19 protein-coding genes are annotated in these 19,961 nt (G+C 37.9%); 14 read left to right on the top strand and 5 right to left on the bottom strand.

The window, feature by feature from the left end; translation table 11 throughout:
• Positions 1 to 3: 3 nt before the first annotated feature.
• Both J2S10_RS16630 and J2S10_RS16625 read left to right on the top strand, forming a co-directional pair.
• Positions 4 to 1,095, top strand: a complete 1,092-nt coding sequence (locus tag J2S10_RS16630; RefSeq protein ID WP_307409769.1) for a spore germination protein — start codon at positions 4 to 6, stop codon at positions 1,093 to 1,095.
• A complete protein-coding gene (locus J2S10_RS16625) occupies positions 1,092 to 2,300 on the top strand; it encodes a Ger(x)C family spore germination protein (RefSeq protein WP_307409767.1) in 1,209 nt (402 codons plus the stop codon). Before J2S10_RS16630 ends, J2S10_RS16625 begins: the two co-directional genes overlap by 4 nt.
• Positions 2,301 to 2,447: 147 nt before the next feature.
• Here J2S10_RS16625 and J2S10_RS16620 read toward each other — a convergent pair whose 3' ends face one another.
• Entirely contained in the window at positions 2,448 to 2,816 is a 369-nt protein-coding gene (locus J2S10_RS16620) for a helix-turn-helix domain-containing protein (RefSeq protein WP_307409765.1), read from the bottom strand.
• 185 nt (positions 2,817 to 3,001) lie between these two features.
• Between J2S10_RS16620 and J2S10_RS16615 the strand changes: the two genes are divergently transcribed.
• From J2S10_RS16615 to J2S10_RS16595, 5 genes are all read left to right on the top strand, one after another.
• On the top strand, positions 3,002 to 4,006 hold the full coding sequence (locus J2S10_RS16615) for an asparaginase (protein ID WP_307409763.1): 1,005 nt from the start codon (positions 3,002 to 3,004) through the stop codon (positions 4,004 to 4,006).
• A gap of 52 nt (positions 4,007 to 4,058) precedes the next feature.
• Entirely contained in the window at positions 4,059 to 5,489 is a 1,431-nt protein-coding gene (aspA, locus tag J2S10_RS16610; protein WP_307409760.1) for an aspartate ammonia-lyase, read from the top strand.
• A 310-nt stretch (positions 5,490 to 5,799) separates the two neighbouring features.
• Positions 5,800 to 5,949: a hypothetical protein gene (locus J2S10_RS16605; RefSeq protein WP_307409758.1), complete on the top strand. Its 150-nt coding sequence runs from the start codon at positions 5,800 to 5,802 to the stop codon at positions 5,947 to 5,949.
• 28 nt (positions 5,950 to 5,977) lie between these two features.
• Positions 5,978 to 6,145, top strand: a complete 168-nt coding sequence (locus J2S10_RS16600) for a hypothetical protein (protein ID WP_307409757.1) — start codon at positions 5,978 to 5,980, stop codon at positions 6,143 to 6,145.
• A gap of 98 nt (positions 6,146 to 6,243) precedes the next feature.
• A complete protein-coding gene (locus J2S10_RS16595) occupies positions 6,244 to 6,393 on the top strand; it encodes a hypothetical protein (RefSeq protein WP_307409755.1) in 150 nt (49 codons plus the stop codon).
• Positions 6,394 to 6,595: 202 nt separating this feature from the next.
• On the opposite strand, the gene J2S10_RS16590 is transcribed toward J2S10_RS16595, so the two are convergent.
• The 3 genes from J2S10_RS16590 to J2S10_RS16580 all read right to left on the bottom strand — a co-directional run bounded on the left by J2S10_RS16590 (position 6,596) and on the right by J2S10_RS16580 (position 8,595).
• Entirely contained in the window at positions 6,596 to 6,991 is a 396-nt protein-coding gene (locus J2S10_RS16590) for a GNAT family N-acetyltransferase (protein ID WP_307409753.1), read from the bottom strand.
• An 85-nt stretch (positions 6,992 to 7,076) separates the two neighbouring features.
• Positions 7,077 to 8,129 carry a C40 family peptidase gene (locus J2S10_RS16585; protein WP_442417891.1) on the bottom strand — a complete coding sequence of 351 codons (1,053 nt, stop codon included), beginning with the start codon at positions 8,127 to 8,129 and terminating at the stop codon, positions 7,077 to 7,079.
• 283 nt (positions 8,130 to 8,412) lie between these two features.
• Positions 8,413 to 8,595, bottom strand: a complete 183-nt coding sequence (locus tag J2S10_RS16580; RefSeq protein ID WP_307409748.1) for a YolD-like family protein — start codon at positions 8,593 to 8,595, stop codon at positions 8,413 to 8,415.
• Between the two features lie 182 nt (positions 8,596 to 8,777).
• Here J2S10_RS16580 and J2S10_RS16575 point away from each other — a divergent pair, with 182 nt between their 5' ends.
• Together J2S10_RS16575 and J2S10_RS16570 are read left to right on the top strand one after the other, a co-directional pair.
• Positions 8,778 to 12,014: a DEAD/DEAH box helicase gene (locus tag J2S10_RS16575; protein ID WP_307409746.1), complete on the top strand. Its 3,237-nt coding sequence runs from the start codon at positions 8,778 to 8,780 to the stop codon at positions 12,012 to 12,014.
• A gap of 280 nt (positions 12,015 to 12,294) precedes the next feature.
• Positions 12,295 to 12,816, top strand: a complete 522-nt coding sequence (locus J2S10_RS16570; protein WP_307409745.1) for an NADPH-dependent FMN reductase — start codon at positions 12,295 to 12,297, stop codon at positions 12,814 to 12,816.
• Between the two features lie 177 nt (positions 12,817 to 12,993).
• Here the strand turns inward: J2S10_RS16570 and hpaB are convergent, their stop codons facing one another.
• Positions 12,994 to 14,442 (bottom strand): 4-hydroxyphenylacetate 3-monooxygenase, oxygenase component, encoded by a 1,449-nt coding sequence (hpaB, locus tag J2S10_RS16565; protein WP_307409743.1) that lies wholly within the window; start codon positions 14,440 to 14,442, stop codon positions 12,994 to 12,996.
• A gap of 242 nt (positions 14,443 to 14,684) precedes the next feature.
• Between hpaB and J2S10_RS16560 the strand changes: the two genes are divergently transcribed.
• The 5 genes from J2S10_RS16560 (at position 14,685) to treC (ending at position 19,889) form a co-directional block, all read left to right on the top strand.
• A complete protein-coding gene (locus J2S10_RS16560; protein WP_307409741.1) occupies positions 14,685 to 14,879 on the top strand; it encodes a cysteine-rich CWC family protein in 195 nt (64 codons plus the stop codon).
• A 171-nt stretch (positions 14,880 to 15,050) separates the two neighbouring features.
• Entirely contained in the window at positions 15,051 to 15,287 is a 237-nt protein-coding gene (locus J2S10_RS16555; protein ID WP_307409739.1) for a hypothetical protein, read from the top strand.
• A 244-nt stretch (positions 15,288 to 15,531) separates the two neighbouring features.
• Positions 15,532 to 16,404, top strand: coding sequence for a proline iminopeptidase-family hydrolase (locus tag J2S10_RS16550; protein ID WP_307409737.1), 873 nt, complete (start codon positions 15,532 to 15,534; stop codon positions 16,402 to 16,404).
• Between the two features lie 313 nt (positions 16,405 to 16,717).
• A complete protein-coding gene (gene treP, locus J2S10_RS16545) occupies positions 16,718 to 18,133 on the top strand; it encodes a PTS system trehalose-specific EIIBC component (protein WP_307409735.1) in 1,416 nt (471 codons plus the stop codon).
• A gap of 70 nt (positions 18,134 to 18,203) precedes the next feature.
• Positions 18,204 to 19,889 (top strand): alpha,alpha-phosphotrehalase, encoded by a 1,686-nt coding sequence (gene treC / locus J2S10_RS16540; protein WP_307409733.1) that lies wholly within the window; start codon positions 18,204 to 18,206, stop codon positions 19,887 to 19,889.
• Positions 19,890 to 19,961: the final 72 nt, after the last annotated feature.

Genomic DNA, 19,961 nt, shown 5'->3' with positions numbered 1-19,961 from the left:
AGGGTGATTGTCAGTCCAAAAGATCGAATTACCACAGCACAAGTTGCTGTTATCATCAGCAACTATATACTTGGTTCAGGAATCCTCACCCTCCCTAGAGCAGCTGCAGAGAAGGTTCAAACACCAGATGTATGGATAACCGTATTTTTAGGCGGACTGTTTGCGATAATCGCAGCTGTGATTATGGCCAAATTATGCCAGCAGTTTCCCCAAAAAACCTTTTATCAATACAGTCAAGAAATTGTGGGGAAATGGGTTGGCGGGTTCCTTAGTTTACTTATAGTATGTTATTTTCTTTTAACTTCAGGGTTTCAACTCCGTTCAATGGCGGAAGTAGTAAGGTATTTGTTGCTGGAAGAAACCCCTTTATGGGCAATTATGATGACATTTATGTGGGTAGGTCTTTATCTGATTCTGGGCGGTATCAACCCGATTGCCCGACTTTTTGAAATTGTATTACCTATTACAATTTTCCTTTTTTTGCTGGTAGCCTTCATGAGCCTAAGAATATTTGAGATCGATAATTTACGTCCGGTATTAGGAACTGGAATCATTCCTGTGTTAAAAGGGGTAAAGGCGACGACTCTAGCATTTACTGGTCCTGAAGTCCTGCTGGTCATTATGGCATATATGCAAAATCCAAACAAAGCAATAAAAAGCGTTTTAATTGGGGTTTCCGTTCCATTGATTTTTTATGTGATAACCGTTGTGATGGTCATCGGCGCATTATCCGTCGATGAAGTGGTCACGAGAACATGGCCAACACTTGATTTAATACGAAGTTTTGAGTTAACCGGTTTGATCTTTGAACGGTTTGATTCTTTATTGCTGGTGGTATGGATTATGCAAATGTTTACTACCTTTACCATCAGCTTTTACGTTGCTACTGTAGGACTTGCTCAACTTTCGAATAAAAACGTTCGTTCATTTATGTATGGCTTACTTCCTCTTATTTACGTCATTTCCATGACCCCCAAAAATATCAATTATCTATTTAAGCTTGGGGATATGATTGGCAATTTTGCCTTGTTTTTATTTGGTTTACTCCCTCTTCCCCTTCTCATTATCGCAAGATGGAAAGGAAGAAAACAATGAAGTCAAATCATAAAAATGGACGATTTCTCTTAGGGTTGCTATCTGTCTTTTTACTCTTTTCTCTTACAGGCTGTTGGAGCAGTCATGAAATTGAAGAGCTAAGCATAGGTGTAGGGGTGGCACTCGATAGAGCTAAGAAATCAAACAAAGAGGATAAGGTAAATGAACAAACCGAAGGGGATTCAAAAAAAGCTCAGTTTACGGCAACTTATCAAGTTATTACCTCACAAATTGCAAGTTCAATGGGTAAAGAAGGGGGATCGCAGCAACAATCATATGAAAATATTTCTGAAACGGGAGACTCCAACCTTCAAGAGGTTCGTGAATTATCATTAAGAATGGACCATCCTTTTCATGCCAGTCAAATGAAAGTCATTGTAATCGGTGAAAACCTTGCACAAACGTATAGTTTAAAACAATTACTTAATCTATATCTTCGGGATAATGATTTTAGACCAAGCTGCCTTATCTTCATTAGCAGAGGGAGAGCTAGCAATACACTAGTATCAAAGAAAGCAGGAGAAGTCCCTGCATTTCGCCTGTTTGGAATGGTAGAAAATAGATATAGAACAACAAGAATTTTGCCTCCTATTTCACTTATTAAATTAGACGCTAAGCTACAATCCGGATCCAGTTTTCTTTTGCAAAATCTCAACTCAGGAAAGGGAAAAGTAAAATTTGCAGGAGGTGCTGTTATTGACGGAAAGACAAAAAAACTACGTGGTTTTTTGAATGAAAAGGAAATAGAGGGTTTAACATGGCTAACGGGAAAGGGTAAAGGCGGTTTAGTGAAAAGCTTTGATGGAAAGACAGGACAGCCCATCGTATACGAAATAGAATCAATGAAAAGTCATATTCAACCACATGTTGATGGAAACAAAATTTCTTTTCATGTAAAAATTGAGTCCGAAGGTCGTATTTCTGAAAATTGGGTAGTTTCGGAGAACCTCTTTAAAAATGATTTTTTAAAAAAAGCAGAAAAAGCTACTGAAAAAGAAGTGAAGCGCTTGATGAAAAATGTATTAAACAAAACACAACAGGAATATAAACTAGACGTTTCAGGATTCGGTAACAGAATGAGAATTGAATATCCTAAAGAGTGGGAAAAGGTTAAGAAAGAGTGGGATCAAACCTTTAGTAAAGTTCCGATCCGGTATGATGTGAAAATAACCATCAAGGACTATGGGACGTCAGGCTTGAATTAGTCACAATAAATTTTTATGGTTTTTAAGTAAAATCAGCAATAGTTCATTGAATAAATAATTTGAAAAATAATGGCAGTAGAGATCTTTCTTCATTCTCATCTGCCATCTTTTTGTTTATATTTTTGGATAACCTATTTATACTTCTATTTAAGATGACTGCCCATTCTTCATCTCTTTGGACCTTAAATCTCTTTTTACCCTCACAAAGGCTACAAAGTCCATTAATTCATCGGCTGATAGCGGTTCACCGTCTATTGAGAGTGTATGTTCAAAGCTTTTGAAGAAGTCTGTAATCTCTATATGTCCTTGGTCCTGTTGCAATTCTTCTGTTCTACCCAATATATAATCTACTGATGTAGCAAATAAATCCGCTAATTGCGATAATGATTGTAATGAAGGTTCACGGTACCCGGATTCGTACCCGGCATAGGTACTTTTCGCAATCCCAAGTTGATCTGCAGTATCTTGCAAGGACCATTTTCGTTCTTTTCTTAATTCGGATAAACGTTGCAGCATTCGTCTCAAACTCCATCTCTTTAATATTGAACTCATTATAGCATAGGAAAATAGACCAGAAAAGAAAAAAGTACGCGAATCGAATACAAAGTATTGATTTATCCGTATTTAGTTCTATAATAAGTAATATAAGTACGCATTACGCGAAAACAAAAACAATTTTTCACTCTATGGAGATGTTGCTTATGAAGAAAATATTATTACTTGCTACCGGTGGAACCATCGCATCTGTTGAAGGAAATGAAGGGCTCGTTCCCGGTTTATCCGCTGAGGAACTGCTTCATTATTTACCTAATTCATCACAAAATTTAAAAATTGACTCACAAATCTTAATGAACATTGATAGTACCAACATGCAGCCCGAGCATTGGGTAGAAATCGCTAATGCCGTTTATAAACAATATGATGCCTACGACGGATTTGTGATTACACATGGGACAGATACGTTGGCTTATACATCAGCCGCGCTTTCATATATGCTTCAAGGCCTGGGTAAGCCAGTTGTGTTAACCGGCTCACAGGTTCCGATCAGTTTCAAAAAAACCGATGCAAAGAAAAATGTTGCGGATGCTCTTCGATTTGCCTGTGAAGATATCGGCGGAGTTTTCATCGTTTTTGATGGCCGGGTTATTATCGGCACAAGAGCTGTTAAAATGAGAACTAAAAGCTATGATGCTTTTGAAAGTGTGAATCATCCCTATGTTGCCCATGTGAATGAAAGGGAAGTGAAATATCATTGGAAACATGCGTTCACTAAGAACGTACTTTCACTAAATACTAATTTATGTACGGATGTATTCCTTATGAAATTGTACCCTGGAACCAAACCGGAAATATTTGATTCCCTAAAAAATTTGTATAAAGGAATTATTATTGAAAGCTTTGGTAACGGCGGATTACCTTTTGAGGGACGGAACTTGCTTTCGAAAATTCAAGAGCTTACGGAAGCGGGAATTGCTGTTGTGATTACAACGCAATGCTTGGAAGAAGGGGAAGACCTGCTTCTTTATGAAGTAGGACGTAAAGTCGCACAGCATCATGTTATTTTATCCGGAGATATGAACACGGAAGCAATCGTTGCTAAACTGATGTGGGCACTTGGACAAACGAATAAAGTAGAAGAAATAAAGGAAATCATTGAAACTCCTTTGGCAGAGGATTTAACCATTAAAGCTGAAAAAGAAGATTAATGGTATAATAGGATCGTACCAGAATTTTTCCTTAAATAGAGGAGAGAATAATATGACAACGACAAAAGAGAACATGCGGGTCGAGAAAGATTTTTTAGGATCAAAGGAAGTACCTGTTGAAGCCTATTACGGAGTTCAAACCCTTCGAGCAGTCGAAAATTTTCCGATCACTGGATATCGGATCCATGAAGAGTTAATCAAAGCAATGGCAATTGTAAAAAAAGCAGCTGCACTGGCGAATATGGAAGTTAAACGTCTCTATTCCGGAATTGGGGAAGTCATTGTAAAAGCTGCAGAAGAATTGATTGACGGAAAATGGCATGACCAAATTATCGTCGACCCCATCCAAGGCGGTGCCGGCACTTCGATTAACATGAATATCAATGAAGTCATTGCCAACCGTGCCATTGAATTACTTGGGAAAGAAAAAGGCGACTATACCCAATGCAGCCCTAATACCCATGTTAATATGTCGCAATCGACAAACGATGCATTTCCGACAGCAATTCATATTGCTGTGTTAAATCTACAAGAAAAATTGTTGAATACCATGGATGATATGCATAACATGTTCCAACAAAAAGCTCAAGAATTCAATCATGTCATCAAAATGGGTCGCACCCATCTCCAGGATGCTGTACCGATTCGGCTTGGTCAGGAATTTGAAGCATATGGACGGGTTATTGAACGTGACATCAAGCGTATTAAGCAATCTCGCCAACATTTATATGAATTGAACATGGGTGCGACAGCAGTCGGTACAGGACTAAATGCCGATCCGCGTTATATTGAGTTCGTTATCAAACAACTTGCAGACATAAGCGGGTTACCGCTAGTAGGTGCCGAACATCTTGTTGATGCCACACAAAATACGGATGCATACACAGAGGTATCTGCAGCATTGAAGGTATGTATGATGAATATGTCTAAAATCGCGAATGACTTGCGTTTAATGGCGTCTGGCCCTAGAGCGGGATTAGGTGAAATTACGTTACCGGCCCGTCAGCCCGGCTCTTCCATCATGCCCGGAAAGGTAAATCCGGTTATGGCAGAGCTCATTAACCAAGTAGCATTCCAAGTGATTGGCAATGATCATACGATTTGCCTTGCATCGGAAGCGGGTCAGCTTGAATTAAATGTTATGGAACCGGTCCTGGTATTTAACCTGCTTCAGTCGATTAGCATTATGAATAATGCATTTCGCGTTTTCACAGACCACTGTGTAAAAGGGATAAAAGCAAATGAAGATCGGTTAAAGGAATATGTAGATAAAAGCGTTGGAGTAATCACAGCGGTGAACCCCCATATTGGGTACGAAGTAGCGGCTCGCATTGCAAGAGAGGCAATTTTGAGCGGGGCGCCAATTCGAGAATTGTGTCTGAAATATGATGTACTGACGGAAGCGGAGCTTGATTTGATTCTGGATCCTTATGAAATGACGCATCCCGGAATCGCGGGTTCAGCCTTGCTGGAAAGAGAATAACCTCGTTAAAATACTATAAAACTACTTATTGTTTCCAAATGGCCTCGGTTCTGAACCAAGGCCATTTGGTTATTAAAAACGGATAATTTTATAGTGAAATTTTATTAAAATATTTTTGAAAAATAAGAAAAGATAGAAATTTTCGTTTAATTGAGCTATTATGATTAATAGTAACCCCGGATTCATTCGTTGAATTTGGGGTTACTTTTTTTGTTTTTGAACCTAGTGATAATTTCTATCTAATATCTTTTCATGGTTAAGGGAACAGTATGGTAGATGAAACGAAAAAAACTGGAAAGGAGGGACTATGATGAAAAGTCAACGACTTCCAGAGCATGAATTGAATGTAACAACCCCAGTTGGCCAAGCAGTTGAAAAAATGACTGCTACGGATTCTTCTAAGTCATGTACCTCAGAAAAAACTGAGTCACAAACGTTAATTCCAAATGAAGAAAAGTAGAAACTGAAAGGATGGGGGAGTTTCCGAGATGGAAAAATTCAAGTTGGATGAAAAGAAAGATGATTCACAGCTTAATTTGAATCGTAAGGTTAATGAAGAAGTATTAGAAATTAGTTCAACTGGATATGGATTAGAATCTGTATCAAAAGACACAGAGGAACCAAAAAAAAGAAATCCATCTTGTGGCGGATTATAAAATAAACTTTCTTTCAAGGTGAAGGGGTATTTAGAACCATCAAAGTTGGATGATTCACTGCTAAAATAAACCAAAACATAAATAGCGAGGGAAAAGGGATGTTCGACGAATTTTTTGTAGATTTAAAAAATTGGTGGACTGATAGCACAATCGATGAAATAAATGTTGATGAATTTGAGCGGGTGGAATCAAAACATACAAGGGTATGGCACGATGAGGATATTCGAGAGCTCATCCGTGTTCATTAACTATCACAATAGGAAAGGAAACCTTTCTCTTTTAGTACGGATTTACTTTTGAGGTGCAAAACTTCAAAGACATTTTCCCGTTCCACCTGGGAGATTTTGTCCTTGAGCTATCATTTGAGGGACACTTTTCCTCTCCACCTGGGATATGTTGTCCTTCAGAACCTTCATATGTATTTTAAATTGGATCGAAAGTGAATTTAAACTAATACAAAATAAGCAAATTGTTGTTTTCATTTTCTTTTTCCGATGAATCTTTAAGGTTACATTTTTCGATAAATGCTATAGTGTTTTCATGGGAAATGATTGGTGTTTTGGGATAAAGGTCAATTAAAGCATGAACCATCCGCTTGCCAAATCCTTGATCACGATGGGAAGGGTTCACTGAAATATGTTGTAACTGTACTTGGTTATCATCCTCTAAAATTCCCATCAGGCCAATAATACCTTCCTCTTCTTTCCACAGAAAGAGATGGCGGTCCTGATCCATTACATAATCATTCATCGTTTTCTGTAGTTTTTTGAGATCCTTTTCATTCGGCATAAAAGATAAAAGCCCCATGGCAATTTTTTTATAAACCTTTTTATAGCGTATTAACATATCCATCCCTCGCATGCTCAAATTGGTAATAGGCTGAATAAATACGATAGATATATTGTTATTCCGAGTCTGTCGTCCATTTTGTTTAAATTCGAAGGACACGCCCATTGAATTTATTTTTCCAATATCCGCTTGTCATATCTGCAATCGCAACTCCGGTGGAACTTTGTGAGCCAATGAATTTCCCATCTCCAATATAAATGCCTACATGACCATCTTTTTTATAAGTGTCAAAGAATACGAGATCGCCTGGTTGCATTTCCTTTACAGACACTTGCCTGCCAAGATTTTTTATTGAATCTGTACTGAAACCTACATCGATGCCTGCTTGAGCAAATGCCCAGTGAACAAATCCGGAGCAATCAAATCTCCCATTGGCAATATCATCTTCCGTTCTTCCGCCACCAAAAACATAGACCGATTTCTCAATATATTTATAGCCTGCGCTGATGATTGTATTTATGTATCCATTTTCTATTTTCGGAGAAGTACCACTGAATTCAGGTTTTGCATTTATCGCAACCTGATCTTGAATTTCCTTTCTAATCTGTTCTTGTAACTTTTCGTATCTTTTTATTTTTTCAGTGAGTTGCGCACGAATTCCTTCCAAATCAGTTTTCGTATTGGCCATTTCAGCAAGTTTTTTCTCTAATGAAACTTTTTTGTTTTCATAATCCTTTTTATCTGTTTCTTGCTGCTCTAAAAGATGGCGGTCCGCCTCGATGATGATGGCGACTGCACCGACACGGTCGACAAAATCTTTGAAGCTGCCGGAAGAAAACAATACCTGAAGATAGGAAATATTTCCGCCACTTTGCTGATAGGAAAGGGCACGCTCTTTTAATACATTTTTTCGTTTATTGATTTTATCCTCTAACATCAATACATCGGTTTTTAGTTGTTGGACCTGAGATTCCGAAGTGGTGATATCCAAATTTGCTTTAGCGATCATTTTCGTCTTCATTTCTATTTCCTGATTAACTTGCTTTATTTGCTCATTTACATTCTGTATTTCTGAATCCTTTACTCGGTTTTGTTGCAAGTCACTTACAGAAGCTGCATCTACTCTATGATGGATGAATAAATTTCCCGTTGCCAGCAAAATTGTCAAGGTTAGCACCATAAATATCTTTCTGATCACTCCACACCTCTTTCATTTTAATAAAATTGTGAAGGTCATGGTCAATTTCCGGAAATTCGACAAATTATTTTCTAAATGTTCAAACTATTCATATTTCAGGATTATAGCATTACAATTTGTCAGTAGTGTAATAAAAGCATTACAATTAAATATCAGAGGTGTTAGTAACCCTAAAGATTCATTCGAAAACCCTAAATTTGGTGCCGAAAAAACAAAAAACCCAGACCCATTCGGTCTAAGGTACGGTTAAAGCTAATCATTTGTTTACAATAATAAAAGGTTAGTAAATATGTCTAATACCGGATAAACGGATGGAGAATGATTTCTGTTTATCATCTTTTAATGAAAGAATTTGTTCAAGTAAATTAAGTCTATAAACACGACCTTTAAAAGTTTTTATGGCTCCGTTTGAATAATAAACAATCGTGACCAGTCTATTTTCTGTAAGTTTTTTCAAAAACATAGTAATCCTCCTTTCACCGTTTTGTTTAACACAACTCCAGTATAGAAACCAAATTTTAAGAATTGATGAAGAAGATATTAAAGATATATATTAATCATGTTAAATTGATTATGTAATGATTAACTAAAGTAGTATGAAGGTATCTTAAATACCCATTATTTACCTTAGGAAGGAACAAGGCAATGAATTTAGTGTTAACAAAAAAAATGATTAAGCAGTTGTGTGGTGATCATTCTTTTAAGAGAGGGGAAGATCTTTTCAGAAGACAAAAAGTGTCTTTTAATCATTTCTTTCCCGAACGTGATGTTTGTAAAGCAATCGTCAAAGGAAACGTTGACTTTCAAATCTCCATTGAAAATAACCATGGAAATCTACATGCCGAATGTACATGTCCAAAATTAGCTTCTTTCGATAAGAATTGTCACCATATTGCAGCTGTGCTAATAGGTTTACTTGAACTTCAAAAAATGAAAATGAATGAGGATCCATCCTTAGAGAAAGCTGCTGCAATTTCTGCTGAAGATATCCGGTTAACGAACGGGATGTTAGGTCTATTTGGTAATAAGGGAACCCGTCCCACCAGCCATCAGTATTTGATTGAAAATAGGGAATTGATTGATGTTGAATTCACTATCAATCCAATTCCCGTAGAAAATGAAGGGTATATGTTTGGAATAAAAGCGCGGGCTGGCTCCAAACAATTACATAACGTAAATAATTTAACGGATTTTTTGCGGCATATCGAACGAAGAGATTCCTATAAAGTTTCCAAACAATTTACCTTCGATCCTGAACTCCACCATTTTCAGAAGAAAACAGATGAGGTAATTCATCAATTAATTCAAGTTCAACATGACGAAAAATTAGGTCTCCTTACTTCGAGCCAAAAAGATAGGAAAAGCGGGGAGCAAATGATCTTGGTTCCGCCTTCCGCATGGGAAAGCATCTTCCCGTTGCTGTCCGTTGCACCATTTGTAAGGTTAGAACAGAATGAAAAATTGTATGACGGAATCCAATTATCTGCAGAGCCCATTCCATTAAATTTTGTGTTTGACGAAGCAAATACAGGCGGATATCAACTGAGCGTAAAAGGTTTAAATGATATTACGATCATGGAATCTTACGGCTATGTTCTTTTTGAAGGTCAAATAAGGAAAATACCAATGGAAGACATGAAGCGTCTCTCAGACCTGAAACGAATGCTTGATTCATCAGGAAAACATCAATTCCAGATTCCTACTGATCAACTGGAAACGTTTGTCGAAAAAGTAATACCAGGTCTTAGAAAACTCGGTCAAGTACGAATTGAGAAAAACATTACTGACAGACTTATAAAAACGCCGCTAAAAGCCAAGCTCTATTTGGATCGGGTCAAAAATCGGCTGCTTGCTGGACTGGAATTTCATTACGGAAACGTGGTTATTAATCCTTTAGAAGGAGATAGAAACAAGCTTGGTGCAGGTACTTCTTTCATAAGAAACGGGGAACAGGAGCAGCAAATTTTGCAATTAATGGAGGAAAGCTCGTTTACGAAAACGGAAGAAGGATATTTTTTACATAATGAAGAATTAGAATACCATTTCTTGTACCATGTTGTCCCGAAGTTTAGGAAGCTTGCACAAATTTTCGCCACAACAGCTGTAAGATTACGCTTGTTCAAAGGAAATGCACATCCAAAGATTAGGGTGGAAATTGATGGACGGACGGACTGGCTTGTTTTTACCTTTGATTTACAAGGGATTCCTGAATCTGAGATTCGAAACCTTCTTCAATCTCTTGAGGAAAAACGGAAGTATTATCGGTTGCCGAATGGTTCCTTATTATCATTGGAAAGCCATGAGTTTAAGGAAATGAATCGGTTTTTGAATGGAATTGGTGTTAATAAAGAGGAAATTAATAACGAAATCCGGCTTCCTCTCGTTCGGGGGATGCAATTAATCGATTCCCTTGAAAATGAAAATATGATTAGCTTGGGACAATCATTCAAACATTTTTTAAATGATTTGCGAAATCCGGATAAACTAAAATTCGCTATACCAAACAGTTTAGATACCATCCTAAGAGACTACCAAAAACTTGGGTATCAGTGGCTAAAGACTTTGGCGCACTACGGATTTGGGGGCATTCTAGCAGATGATATGGGACTTGGAAAGACATTGCAAAGCATTGCCTTTATCCAATCCGTATTACCTGATATTCGCAAAGAGAAGATGCCTGCATTAATTGTTTCTCCATCTTCTCTCATATATAACTGGATGAACGAACTGAAGAAGTTTGCGCCTACTATTCGTGCTGTAATCATTGATGGCAGTAAAGAGGCTCGAATCAATTTCTTAAAGAATCTTGGTGAAGTGGATATTGTGATTACATCCTATCCATTATTACGGAAGGATAGTAAACAGTATAGTGAACAAATGTTTCATACCTTAATTTTTGACGAGGCCCAGGCTTTCAAGAATCCTGCCACCCAGACAGCAAAAGCAGCAAAAATGCTTCGGGCAAACTATCGTTTCGCACTTACAGGCACACCAGTTGAGAATTCGATCGATGAACTTTGGTCCATTTTCAATGTGGTTTTCCCAAATTTGCTTCCGGGAAGAAAAGCCTTTCATGACCTAACTCGGGAAACTGTGGCCAAGCGAGTTCGCCCATTTATCCTTCGCCGTTTGAAGGAGGATGTATTAGAAGAACTTCCTGAAAAGATTGACTCGATGTATGCTTCAGAGCTGCTTCCGGAACAGAAGAAGTTGTATGCCGCCTATTTAGCTAAGCTTAAACATGATGCCTTTAAACACCTTGACAAGGATACTTTTCAAAAGAACCGCATCAAAATTCTGGCTGGTCTGACACGCCTTCGACAACTGTGTTGTCATCCCGCTTTGTTTGTAGATGGATATCCTGGGAAATCGGGGAAATTCGAGCAATTGTTAAAAATTTTGGCGGAATGTCGGAGTGCAGGTAAACGGATTTTAATTTTTTCACAATTTACCAAAATGCTTGAGATCATTGGACGTGAATTAGGTTCACAGGGAGTTCCCTTTTTCTATTTGGATGGCAACACACCTGCGTCCAAGCGGGTTGAGATTTGCGATAGATTTAATGAAGGAGAAAGTGACATGTTCCTAATTTCCTTAAAGGCCGGAGGGACCGGACTCAATTTAACAGGTGCAGACACGGTAATTCTTTATGATCTCTGGTGGAATCCGGCAGTCGAGGAGCAGGCGGCAGATCGAGCATATCGGATGGGCCAGAAAAACGTGGTGCAGGTGATTAAACTTGTTGCTAAGGGCACAATTGAAGAAAAAATGAATGAGCTCCAGAAAAAAAAGAAAAATCTGATCGGGGAAATAATTCAGCCTGGAAAAGAAAAATTATCGTCTCTTACTGAGGAGGATATTAAGGAAATCCTGATGATATAATTTTAAAAAGGGTTGAAGTAATGAAATTTATGAATAGCAGCGGAATAACAATTGGATAGTTGATTGCTAGCTTTATGCTATGTATTTATCTCTATCGATTTTTATAATAAATTAGGTATCGAATAAAAAAAGAGGCATTCAAAGAACAACTACGACAAAAGTCTTAGATCCTTTGGTTTATTAATCCTACTATTCGGGTATAAAATATCCTCCATCGTCACGATTTATTAAGTGAAGTCTTTTATTATAATAAGAGTATCAAAAATGAAGGAGAACAAAAATGAATATAGTAATCATCAATGGTTCACCAAGAAAAAAAGGAAGAACAGGGATAGCAGCACGATTTATCGCAAAAAAATATAACGCAGAATTAATTGACTTAAGTGAGGCCAATATTCCACTTTATAGCGGAGAATCAGAACAAACAGAGTTGTCACAAGTTCAGCAATTGAAAAAAATAGTGAAAGAAGCGGATGCCGTCATTTTAGCCTCACCCGAATACCATAGTGGCATGAGCGGTGCGTTAAAAAATGCGTTAGACTTTTTAGGAAGTGAACAATTTGCACATAAACCCGTAGCTCTATTAGCAGTAGCCGGTGGCGGGAAGGGTGGAATAAATGCTCTAAATAATATGCGTGTTGTCGTAAGAGGACTATACGCTAATGCAATTCCAAAGCAGCTTGTTCTTGACCCTCATTGTTTTGATTATGAACAAAACACATTAACATATGAAAGTGAAGAACTAGTGGACGCCTTATTTAAAGAGCTTATTATGTACACGAAGCTTTACCAAACGATATAACAGTTAGAAAATTATTAGGATCAGTTTAAAAAAGATTTGCATCGATATATTCCAAAAAGTGGACTCCACCAATCGGTGGAGTTCATTTTATTCGGAATGTTTTTGTCTTACATAAAATGAATGGTCAATTTTTTAGGTGAATTACCTTGATTTTTTTCCATATGCGGGCTATACACATTACGCATTACTTTTAAGATTTAAAAATTCGCATATTACCCCAACATGTTTATCTTTTGGATAGGATTTGTATAAAGTACTGGATAATCGGATCGGGTCACCGAAAAAATATCTTTCGTATTGGGTTTGTCTTGTACCAAATGAACTCATCGTAAGGTCCCATGCTAAACGGAATATTTTTACTCGGTCAGGAGCACTCCTATTAGCCCCCTGAAGATATAGGTCGAGGTCTGCCCTAATATTCGAATGAAAGTCATCCTCGGTTGGTAATGTTACCATTCCACTTGCCCCAATTAATTGGATAATTTCACTGAAGCGTGGATAAATTCTAGGAAACATATTACTGGCGACTTGAAGTGGTAGAATACTTGGACGCATATATCCCCATTCGTCTAATTCCGCATCATTTTCTGATTTCTCCAATAGTGCTTTCATGGTTTCAAGACCAATGATAATTTCTGAAAGTTTTTCTTGTATATGTTGATACTCGCTAACGTTAATTGTCTGTACAAGAAGCTCAGCTAGGCCTAGTATAAATTCTGTTTTTACAACTTGTCTAGTCACTACCTGATGTTTAGCAAAAGGGTGAAAGGAGCTTCGATACATGAAGTCATTTGCTGCTTCGACATTATTGTAAAAAAATACTTGATCCCATGGAACTAATACATGGTCAAAGACAACGATTGAGTCCATTTCTTCATACCTAGAGCTTAAGGGATGATTAAAGGAAGAATTTCCTCCAACAAACGATTCTCTGCAAATAAATTTTAGTCCATTGGTATCAGTTGGGATGGAAAAGGCGAACGCTTCATCTGCATCAAACACTCCAGGAACTGTATATACCAAAATTTCATCGGTTAAACCGCCCTGAGTAGCCAAAAGTCTGGCACCCTTTATAATGATTCCTTTTTCGTTTTTATCAATAACTTTAGCAGAGATGGGCTCATTAGAATATTCAAAATAGAACTGTGATCGGTTCACTTGAGGAGTAATAAATGTATGCGTAAAAGCTAAGTCATTTTTCCTTGCCCTTTCATATAGGCGTTGAATATTTTCAGGAAAACAGTTCTCTCTGCCTGTTAAAAGGACAGCAGACGATGCAAAGCTCATAACAGCCGTGTTCATATAGTCAGGACTTCTTCCCAGCATTCCACCGGTGTGTCTTGCCCAGTGTTCCATCATTTTTCGTCTTTTTTGTAAATCTTCTTTCGTTTTTGGCTGCAAGTAAGAAAGTCCAATCGGTTCTTCAGTTTCAGGAGATAAATAAGTCATTTCCTCTTTTATTCCCAAATCATATTGTAAATCATAAAGGGAAGCTTTTGTTTGTAGAAGCCCTTTGAAGGCAGGGTGTTCTGAAATTTTTCCCTCAATTCTATTTCCGTCATACCAAATTTCAGTATCCATCTGATTTAATCGGTCGATAAAATCTTTTCCGTTAATAGCTCCCATATTCCCACTCCATTTTCATTAGAAAACTTCACCAAATATCGTGCTAGTCCAGCTAGTTTCATTTTATTGGAAAGCATGAATGCTTGTTCTTACTTTTTATGTTTGGATAAGCCTTTATTTCCATGGGATTGGATATGGGAAAAAACCTATGCATTATGTCAGTTGTACAAATCTTATTCAATAAGAACAACTACCTTCACCAACGGGTGCAATGCTACAATACAATTGAGGAGGGGTTGTTAGTGGCTAATAAATATTGTCCAATATGCGGAGAAGAAAACGAGTGTATGACAGGTGCGGGAGAACATGGTAACTGCTGGTGTGACATTGAAAAATTTCCTAATGAAATCTTTGAATTAGTTCCTGGAGAAAGTAGAAGAAAACATTGTATATGTAAAAACTGTTTAAATAAATATACGGATTCAACTAAAAATTGAATAGTTTAAGATTAATTAAAAATGATAACCGAACTCTAACGAAATGCATTTCTTCAACAAGGAGAAAAGTCTTATTTTTTTAATTACAAAGTAGGATTATTCAAAAAATAGAAGGAAACGGACATTTATGAAAGAACTTATAGTTTATTAAATTTTAAGGAGTGTGCTAATATGGAAAAAATACATTTTTTTGTAAGTGAATTTTTCTTTAGTATAACCTTATGCGTTGTAGCTCTCTTTTTCACTTTAAGATCTGATGTTTTTTCAATATCTGTTGTTTTTTTAGGGTTAATTGCTGGATCACTAATTGATATGAATTTACGCTCAATTTATAAAAATAAATCAGTAAAAATAAGTGGGTATCTTGAGCATAAACAAAGAATTGGAGAAAAAGAAACAAGTATGTAAAATTCTTCAACCAATGTGTCAAGATATAAAGTTCAAGCTGCCTTTCGGTGGCTTTTATTATTGACCTAAAGAGGCAGGATATTATTTCCATAAACTGAATGGTATTAAATAATGTTCCCCTTTTGAATGAAAAAGAGTGGCGAAAGCCGACATCAATTTTTGGAGTACATTAGAAAGAAGAACTATTATAATTTAAAAAATTGTATAATATTACGATAGGTCTTTATTTTTAGGGGGAAAAAGCATGTATGAAAATGGATATGTAGAGGTACCGGGAGGCAGGGTTTGGTATCAAAAATTTGATAAAAACACAAAACAAACTCCCGTGATCATTTTACATGGAGGACCGGGTTCTTCCTGTTATTCGCTGCAAGGGTTAAAAGTTCTTGAAGAAGACCGTCCCGTAATTTTTTATGATCAGTTAGGTTGCGGAAAATCCGACAGACCATCGGATGCTTCCTTATGGCGAATTGATCGGTTCGTTGAGGAAGTAGCTCAGGTTAGAAACTCACTTAACCTTGATGAAGTACATATCCTTGGTCATTCATGGGGCACGACACTCGCGGCAGAATATTGCTTAACCAACCCAAGCGGAATTAAAAGTGTTATTTTTTCAAGCCCATGCTTAAGTGCTCCATTATGGGAAAAGGACCAAGACCGGAACCTCCAAAAGCTGCCAAAAGAAATTCAGGATACGTTAAAAAAATGTGAAGAAATCGGAACAACTGATTCAGCAGAATATAAAGAAGCTACTGAGGAATTTAATAAGCAATTCGTTTGTCGATTGAATCCCTTCCCGGAATTCTTGAAAAAAGGGTCACATTTAAAGAATCCTGAAGTGTACAATATCATGTGGGGTCCATCTGAATTCCATGTGAAAGGCAATCTAAAAGATTTTGACTGTACCAAACAATTAAAGGAAATCACCTGCCCGACTCTTTTTACATGCGGCCGTTTTGATGAGGCAACACCCGAAACAACAGAATATTACAGCAGTCAGACTCCTCATTCTAAATTCCATGTTTTCGAGAAAAGTGCGCATATGCCATACATCGAGGAACCGGATGAATATTTACGGATAGTAAAGGAATTCATGAAATCAGTAGATCGCGTTTAAGTAATATCAATATATCCTATGAAAAGCTTATAGCATTAAGCAATAATAGCAGCTGTTTGAAAGGGTTCTCAATAAACACTTTTAAACAGTTTTTTTCTTGTTGACAAACTTGTATATACAGGATAAGATAATACCAGAAAGGAAGCCTGTATATACAAGTTGTTTTTGAAAGCGATTTAGTAGAATGTAAGATTTGGGTATTAATTAGAAGAAACCGTACATGCTAGGCTGGCAAAGGACAAAAAACTAATTTATATGTAAACAATCCGTTTCCTTTTTGGTGAAATGTAAACGGTAACAGGGGGAAAGAAACATGGCAGTCAATAAACAATCCGTAGAACAAATCGTTGAGGCTGTTGGCGGTAAAGAGAACATCGCAGCAGCTACCCATTGCGTAACACGCCTTCGCTTTGCATTAGTAGATGAAGGAAAAGTGAACAAAGAGGCACTCGAAAAGATTGATTTAGTCAAAGGCTCCTTCTCTACAAACGGACAGTTCCAAGTCGTAATCGGTCAGGGGACCGTTGACAAAGTTTATGAAGAAATGGTTGAAATGACCGGTATTGGGCACGCAACGAAGCAAGACATTAAGGATGCCGCCGAAAAGAACTTGAACCCTTTGCAGCGTGCAATCAAAACGCTTGCAGATATCTTTATACCCATTTTGCCTGCGATCGTTACGGCCGGTTTATTGATGGGGATTAACAATGTCTTAACTGGACCGGGAATTTTCTATGATAAAAAATCCTTGGTAGACGTTTATCCGCAATGGAAGGACTTTGCAAGCATTATTAATTTAATTGCCAACACCTCCTTCACCTTCTTACCGGGATTAATCGGCTGGTCGGCTGTAAGGAAGTTTGGCGGAAACCCTTTATTAGGTATTGTTCTCGGGCTAATGCTCGTGCATCCCGACCTATTAAATGCCTGGGCATATGGCGCAACCAAAGAAATACCAACCTGGAACTTATTCGGTCTTCATATTCAAAAAGTGGGCTATCAAGGACAAGTTTTACCGGTTTTAGTGGCATCTTATGTGTTATCCAAAATGGAAATTTTCTTAAAGAAACGGATCCCGGATGCATTTCAGTTACTCCTTGTAGCACCGATTGCTTTATTGGTAACAGGATTCCTATCATTTATTGCGATTGGACCGATTACATTTGCGATTGCTAAAGTTATCACTGCTGCTGTCGTTGGCATTTTCCATGCAGTACCGGCAATTGGCGGATTAATTTATGGTTTGCTGTACGCACCGCTCGTTATTACTGGGATGCATCATACATTCCTTGCAGTTGATTTACAATTAATCGGCAGCACAGGCAGTACCTTCCTATGGCCGATGGTAGCTCTATCCAATATTGCACAGGGCTCAGCTGCTTTAGCGATGATGTTTATTGCAAAGGATGAAAAGGTAAAAGGACTTTCGTTAACGTCCGCTATTTCAGCTTACCTAGGGATTACCGAACCCGCTATGTTTGGAGTGAATTTACGATTCCGCTTTGCCTTTTTCTCAGCCATCATTGGTTCAGCGATTGCGGGTATGTTCATCACGATTAATGGGGTAAAAGCACCATCTGTTGGTGTAGGGGGATTACCTGCGTTCTTATCAATCTTTCCGCAGAATTGGGGCCCATTCTTTATCGGTATGGCGATCGCCATTGTCGTGCCAATTGTTTTAACCTTTGTATTTTCAAAATTCAACCGTAAAAATAATGCAAATCAATAAAATAAAAATAGATTAGACCCTCTGGAGGACCAAAGAGGTCTAATCTCTAAAAAATTGGTGGTGTAATACAATGAAACAGCCTTGGTGGAAAAAAGCGACTGTTTATCAAATTTATCCAAAGAGTTTCTATGATACGACAGGAAATGGTGTAGGGGATCTCAATGGAATTATTGAGAAGCTAGATTATTTAAAGGAACTTGGTGTAGATGTATTGTGGCTGACGCCGATTTACCAGTCGCCCCAGCGGGATAACGGGTACGATATCAGCAATTACTATAGTATTCACGATGAATACGGAACGATGGAGGACTTCGATTATCTCTTGAGCGAAGCCCATATGCGCAACATCAAAATCATCATGGACATTGTCGTCAATCACACATCAACCGAACATGAATGGTTCAAACAAGCAAGCTCCTCAAAAAACAATCTATATCGCGACTTTTATATTTGGCGTGATCCGAAGCCGAACGGGAGCGAGCCGAACAATTGGGTATCGAAGTTCGGAGGATCCGCCTGGGAATATGATGAAAAATCGGGCCAATATTATTTGCACTTATTCGATGTCACCCAGGCCGATTTAAACTGGGAAAACGAAACCGTCCGCCAAAGAGTTTATCAAATGATGAATTTCTGGTTTGATAAAGGGGTTGACGGCTTCCGGTTAGACGTAATTAATCTTATTTCCAAGGATCTGCGCTTCCCTGAGGACGATGGAACCATTCCCCCTGGAGACGGACGAAAGTTTTACACGGATGGTCCTAAAATCCATGAATACCTCCATGAGATGAATCGTGAGGTGTTTTCCAAAAATGATGCACTAACAGTGGGAGAAATGTCCTCAACCACCATCGGGAATTGTATCCAATATTCCAATCCTGACAGCCATGAGCTCAGCATGACGTTCAACTTCCATCATTTAAAAGTGGACTATTCAAATGGAAACAAATGGTCGGAAGCCGATTTCGATTTTCAATCTCTAAAACAAATTCTTTCCAAATGGCAATTTGAAATGCACCAAGGAGGCGGTTGGAACGCGTTATTTTGGTGCAATCATGACCAGCCGAGGATTGTTTCCCGCTATGGCAATGACAGCGAATACCGGACAGAATCCGCTAAAATGCTTGCTACTACGATTCACATGATGCAGGGAACGCCTTTTATTTATCAAGGGGAAGAAATCGGGATGACGAATCCGAAATTCGGCAGGATAGAAGACTATCGTGATGTGGAAACATTAAACACCTATAAATACATGCGGGAACAAGGGCAAAGTGATTCCGAGATCCTTACCATTTTAAAACAAAAATCACGCGACAACTCCCGGACTCCGGTTCAGTGGAACAACCGACCGTACGGGGGGTTTACAACAGGAACCCCGTGGATCAATGTAGCACCGAATTACCATGAAATTAATGTTGAAAACGCCGTTAATGACACAAACTCAGTTTTTTATCATTACCAAAAGCTCATTCAGCTGCGCAAACAATATAACATCATCACGGATGGGGATTATCTATTAATTTTAGAAGACCATCCCGCTATTTTTGCGTATGTCCGTAACGGTGAAGATGAAAAACTTCTCGTGATTAACAATTTTTACGATTCTAATACAAGCTTTTCACTACCAAGCAGCATTGACCTTCACGGCTATTCCGTAAAAAAATTGATCACGAATTATCCGGATTCAGCTGAAACGATCCAAAGCTTCAAGTTAAGGCCTTATGAATCCGTTGTCTTTCATTTAAAAAAATAACCAACTTTGCTTAAACCGCAGTTTCTCTGTACAATAAAATAGGAAGAAATGAAAATGGGGCATATTAGATAC

This window comes from Neobacillus ginsengisoli, from assembly GCF_030813055.1.
Note: the sequence above shows the minus strand (reverse complement) of the source record. Positions and strands in the feature narration are given on the sequence as shown.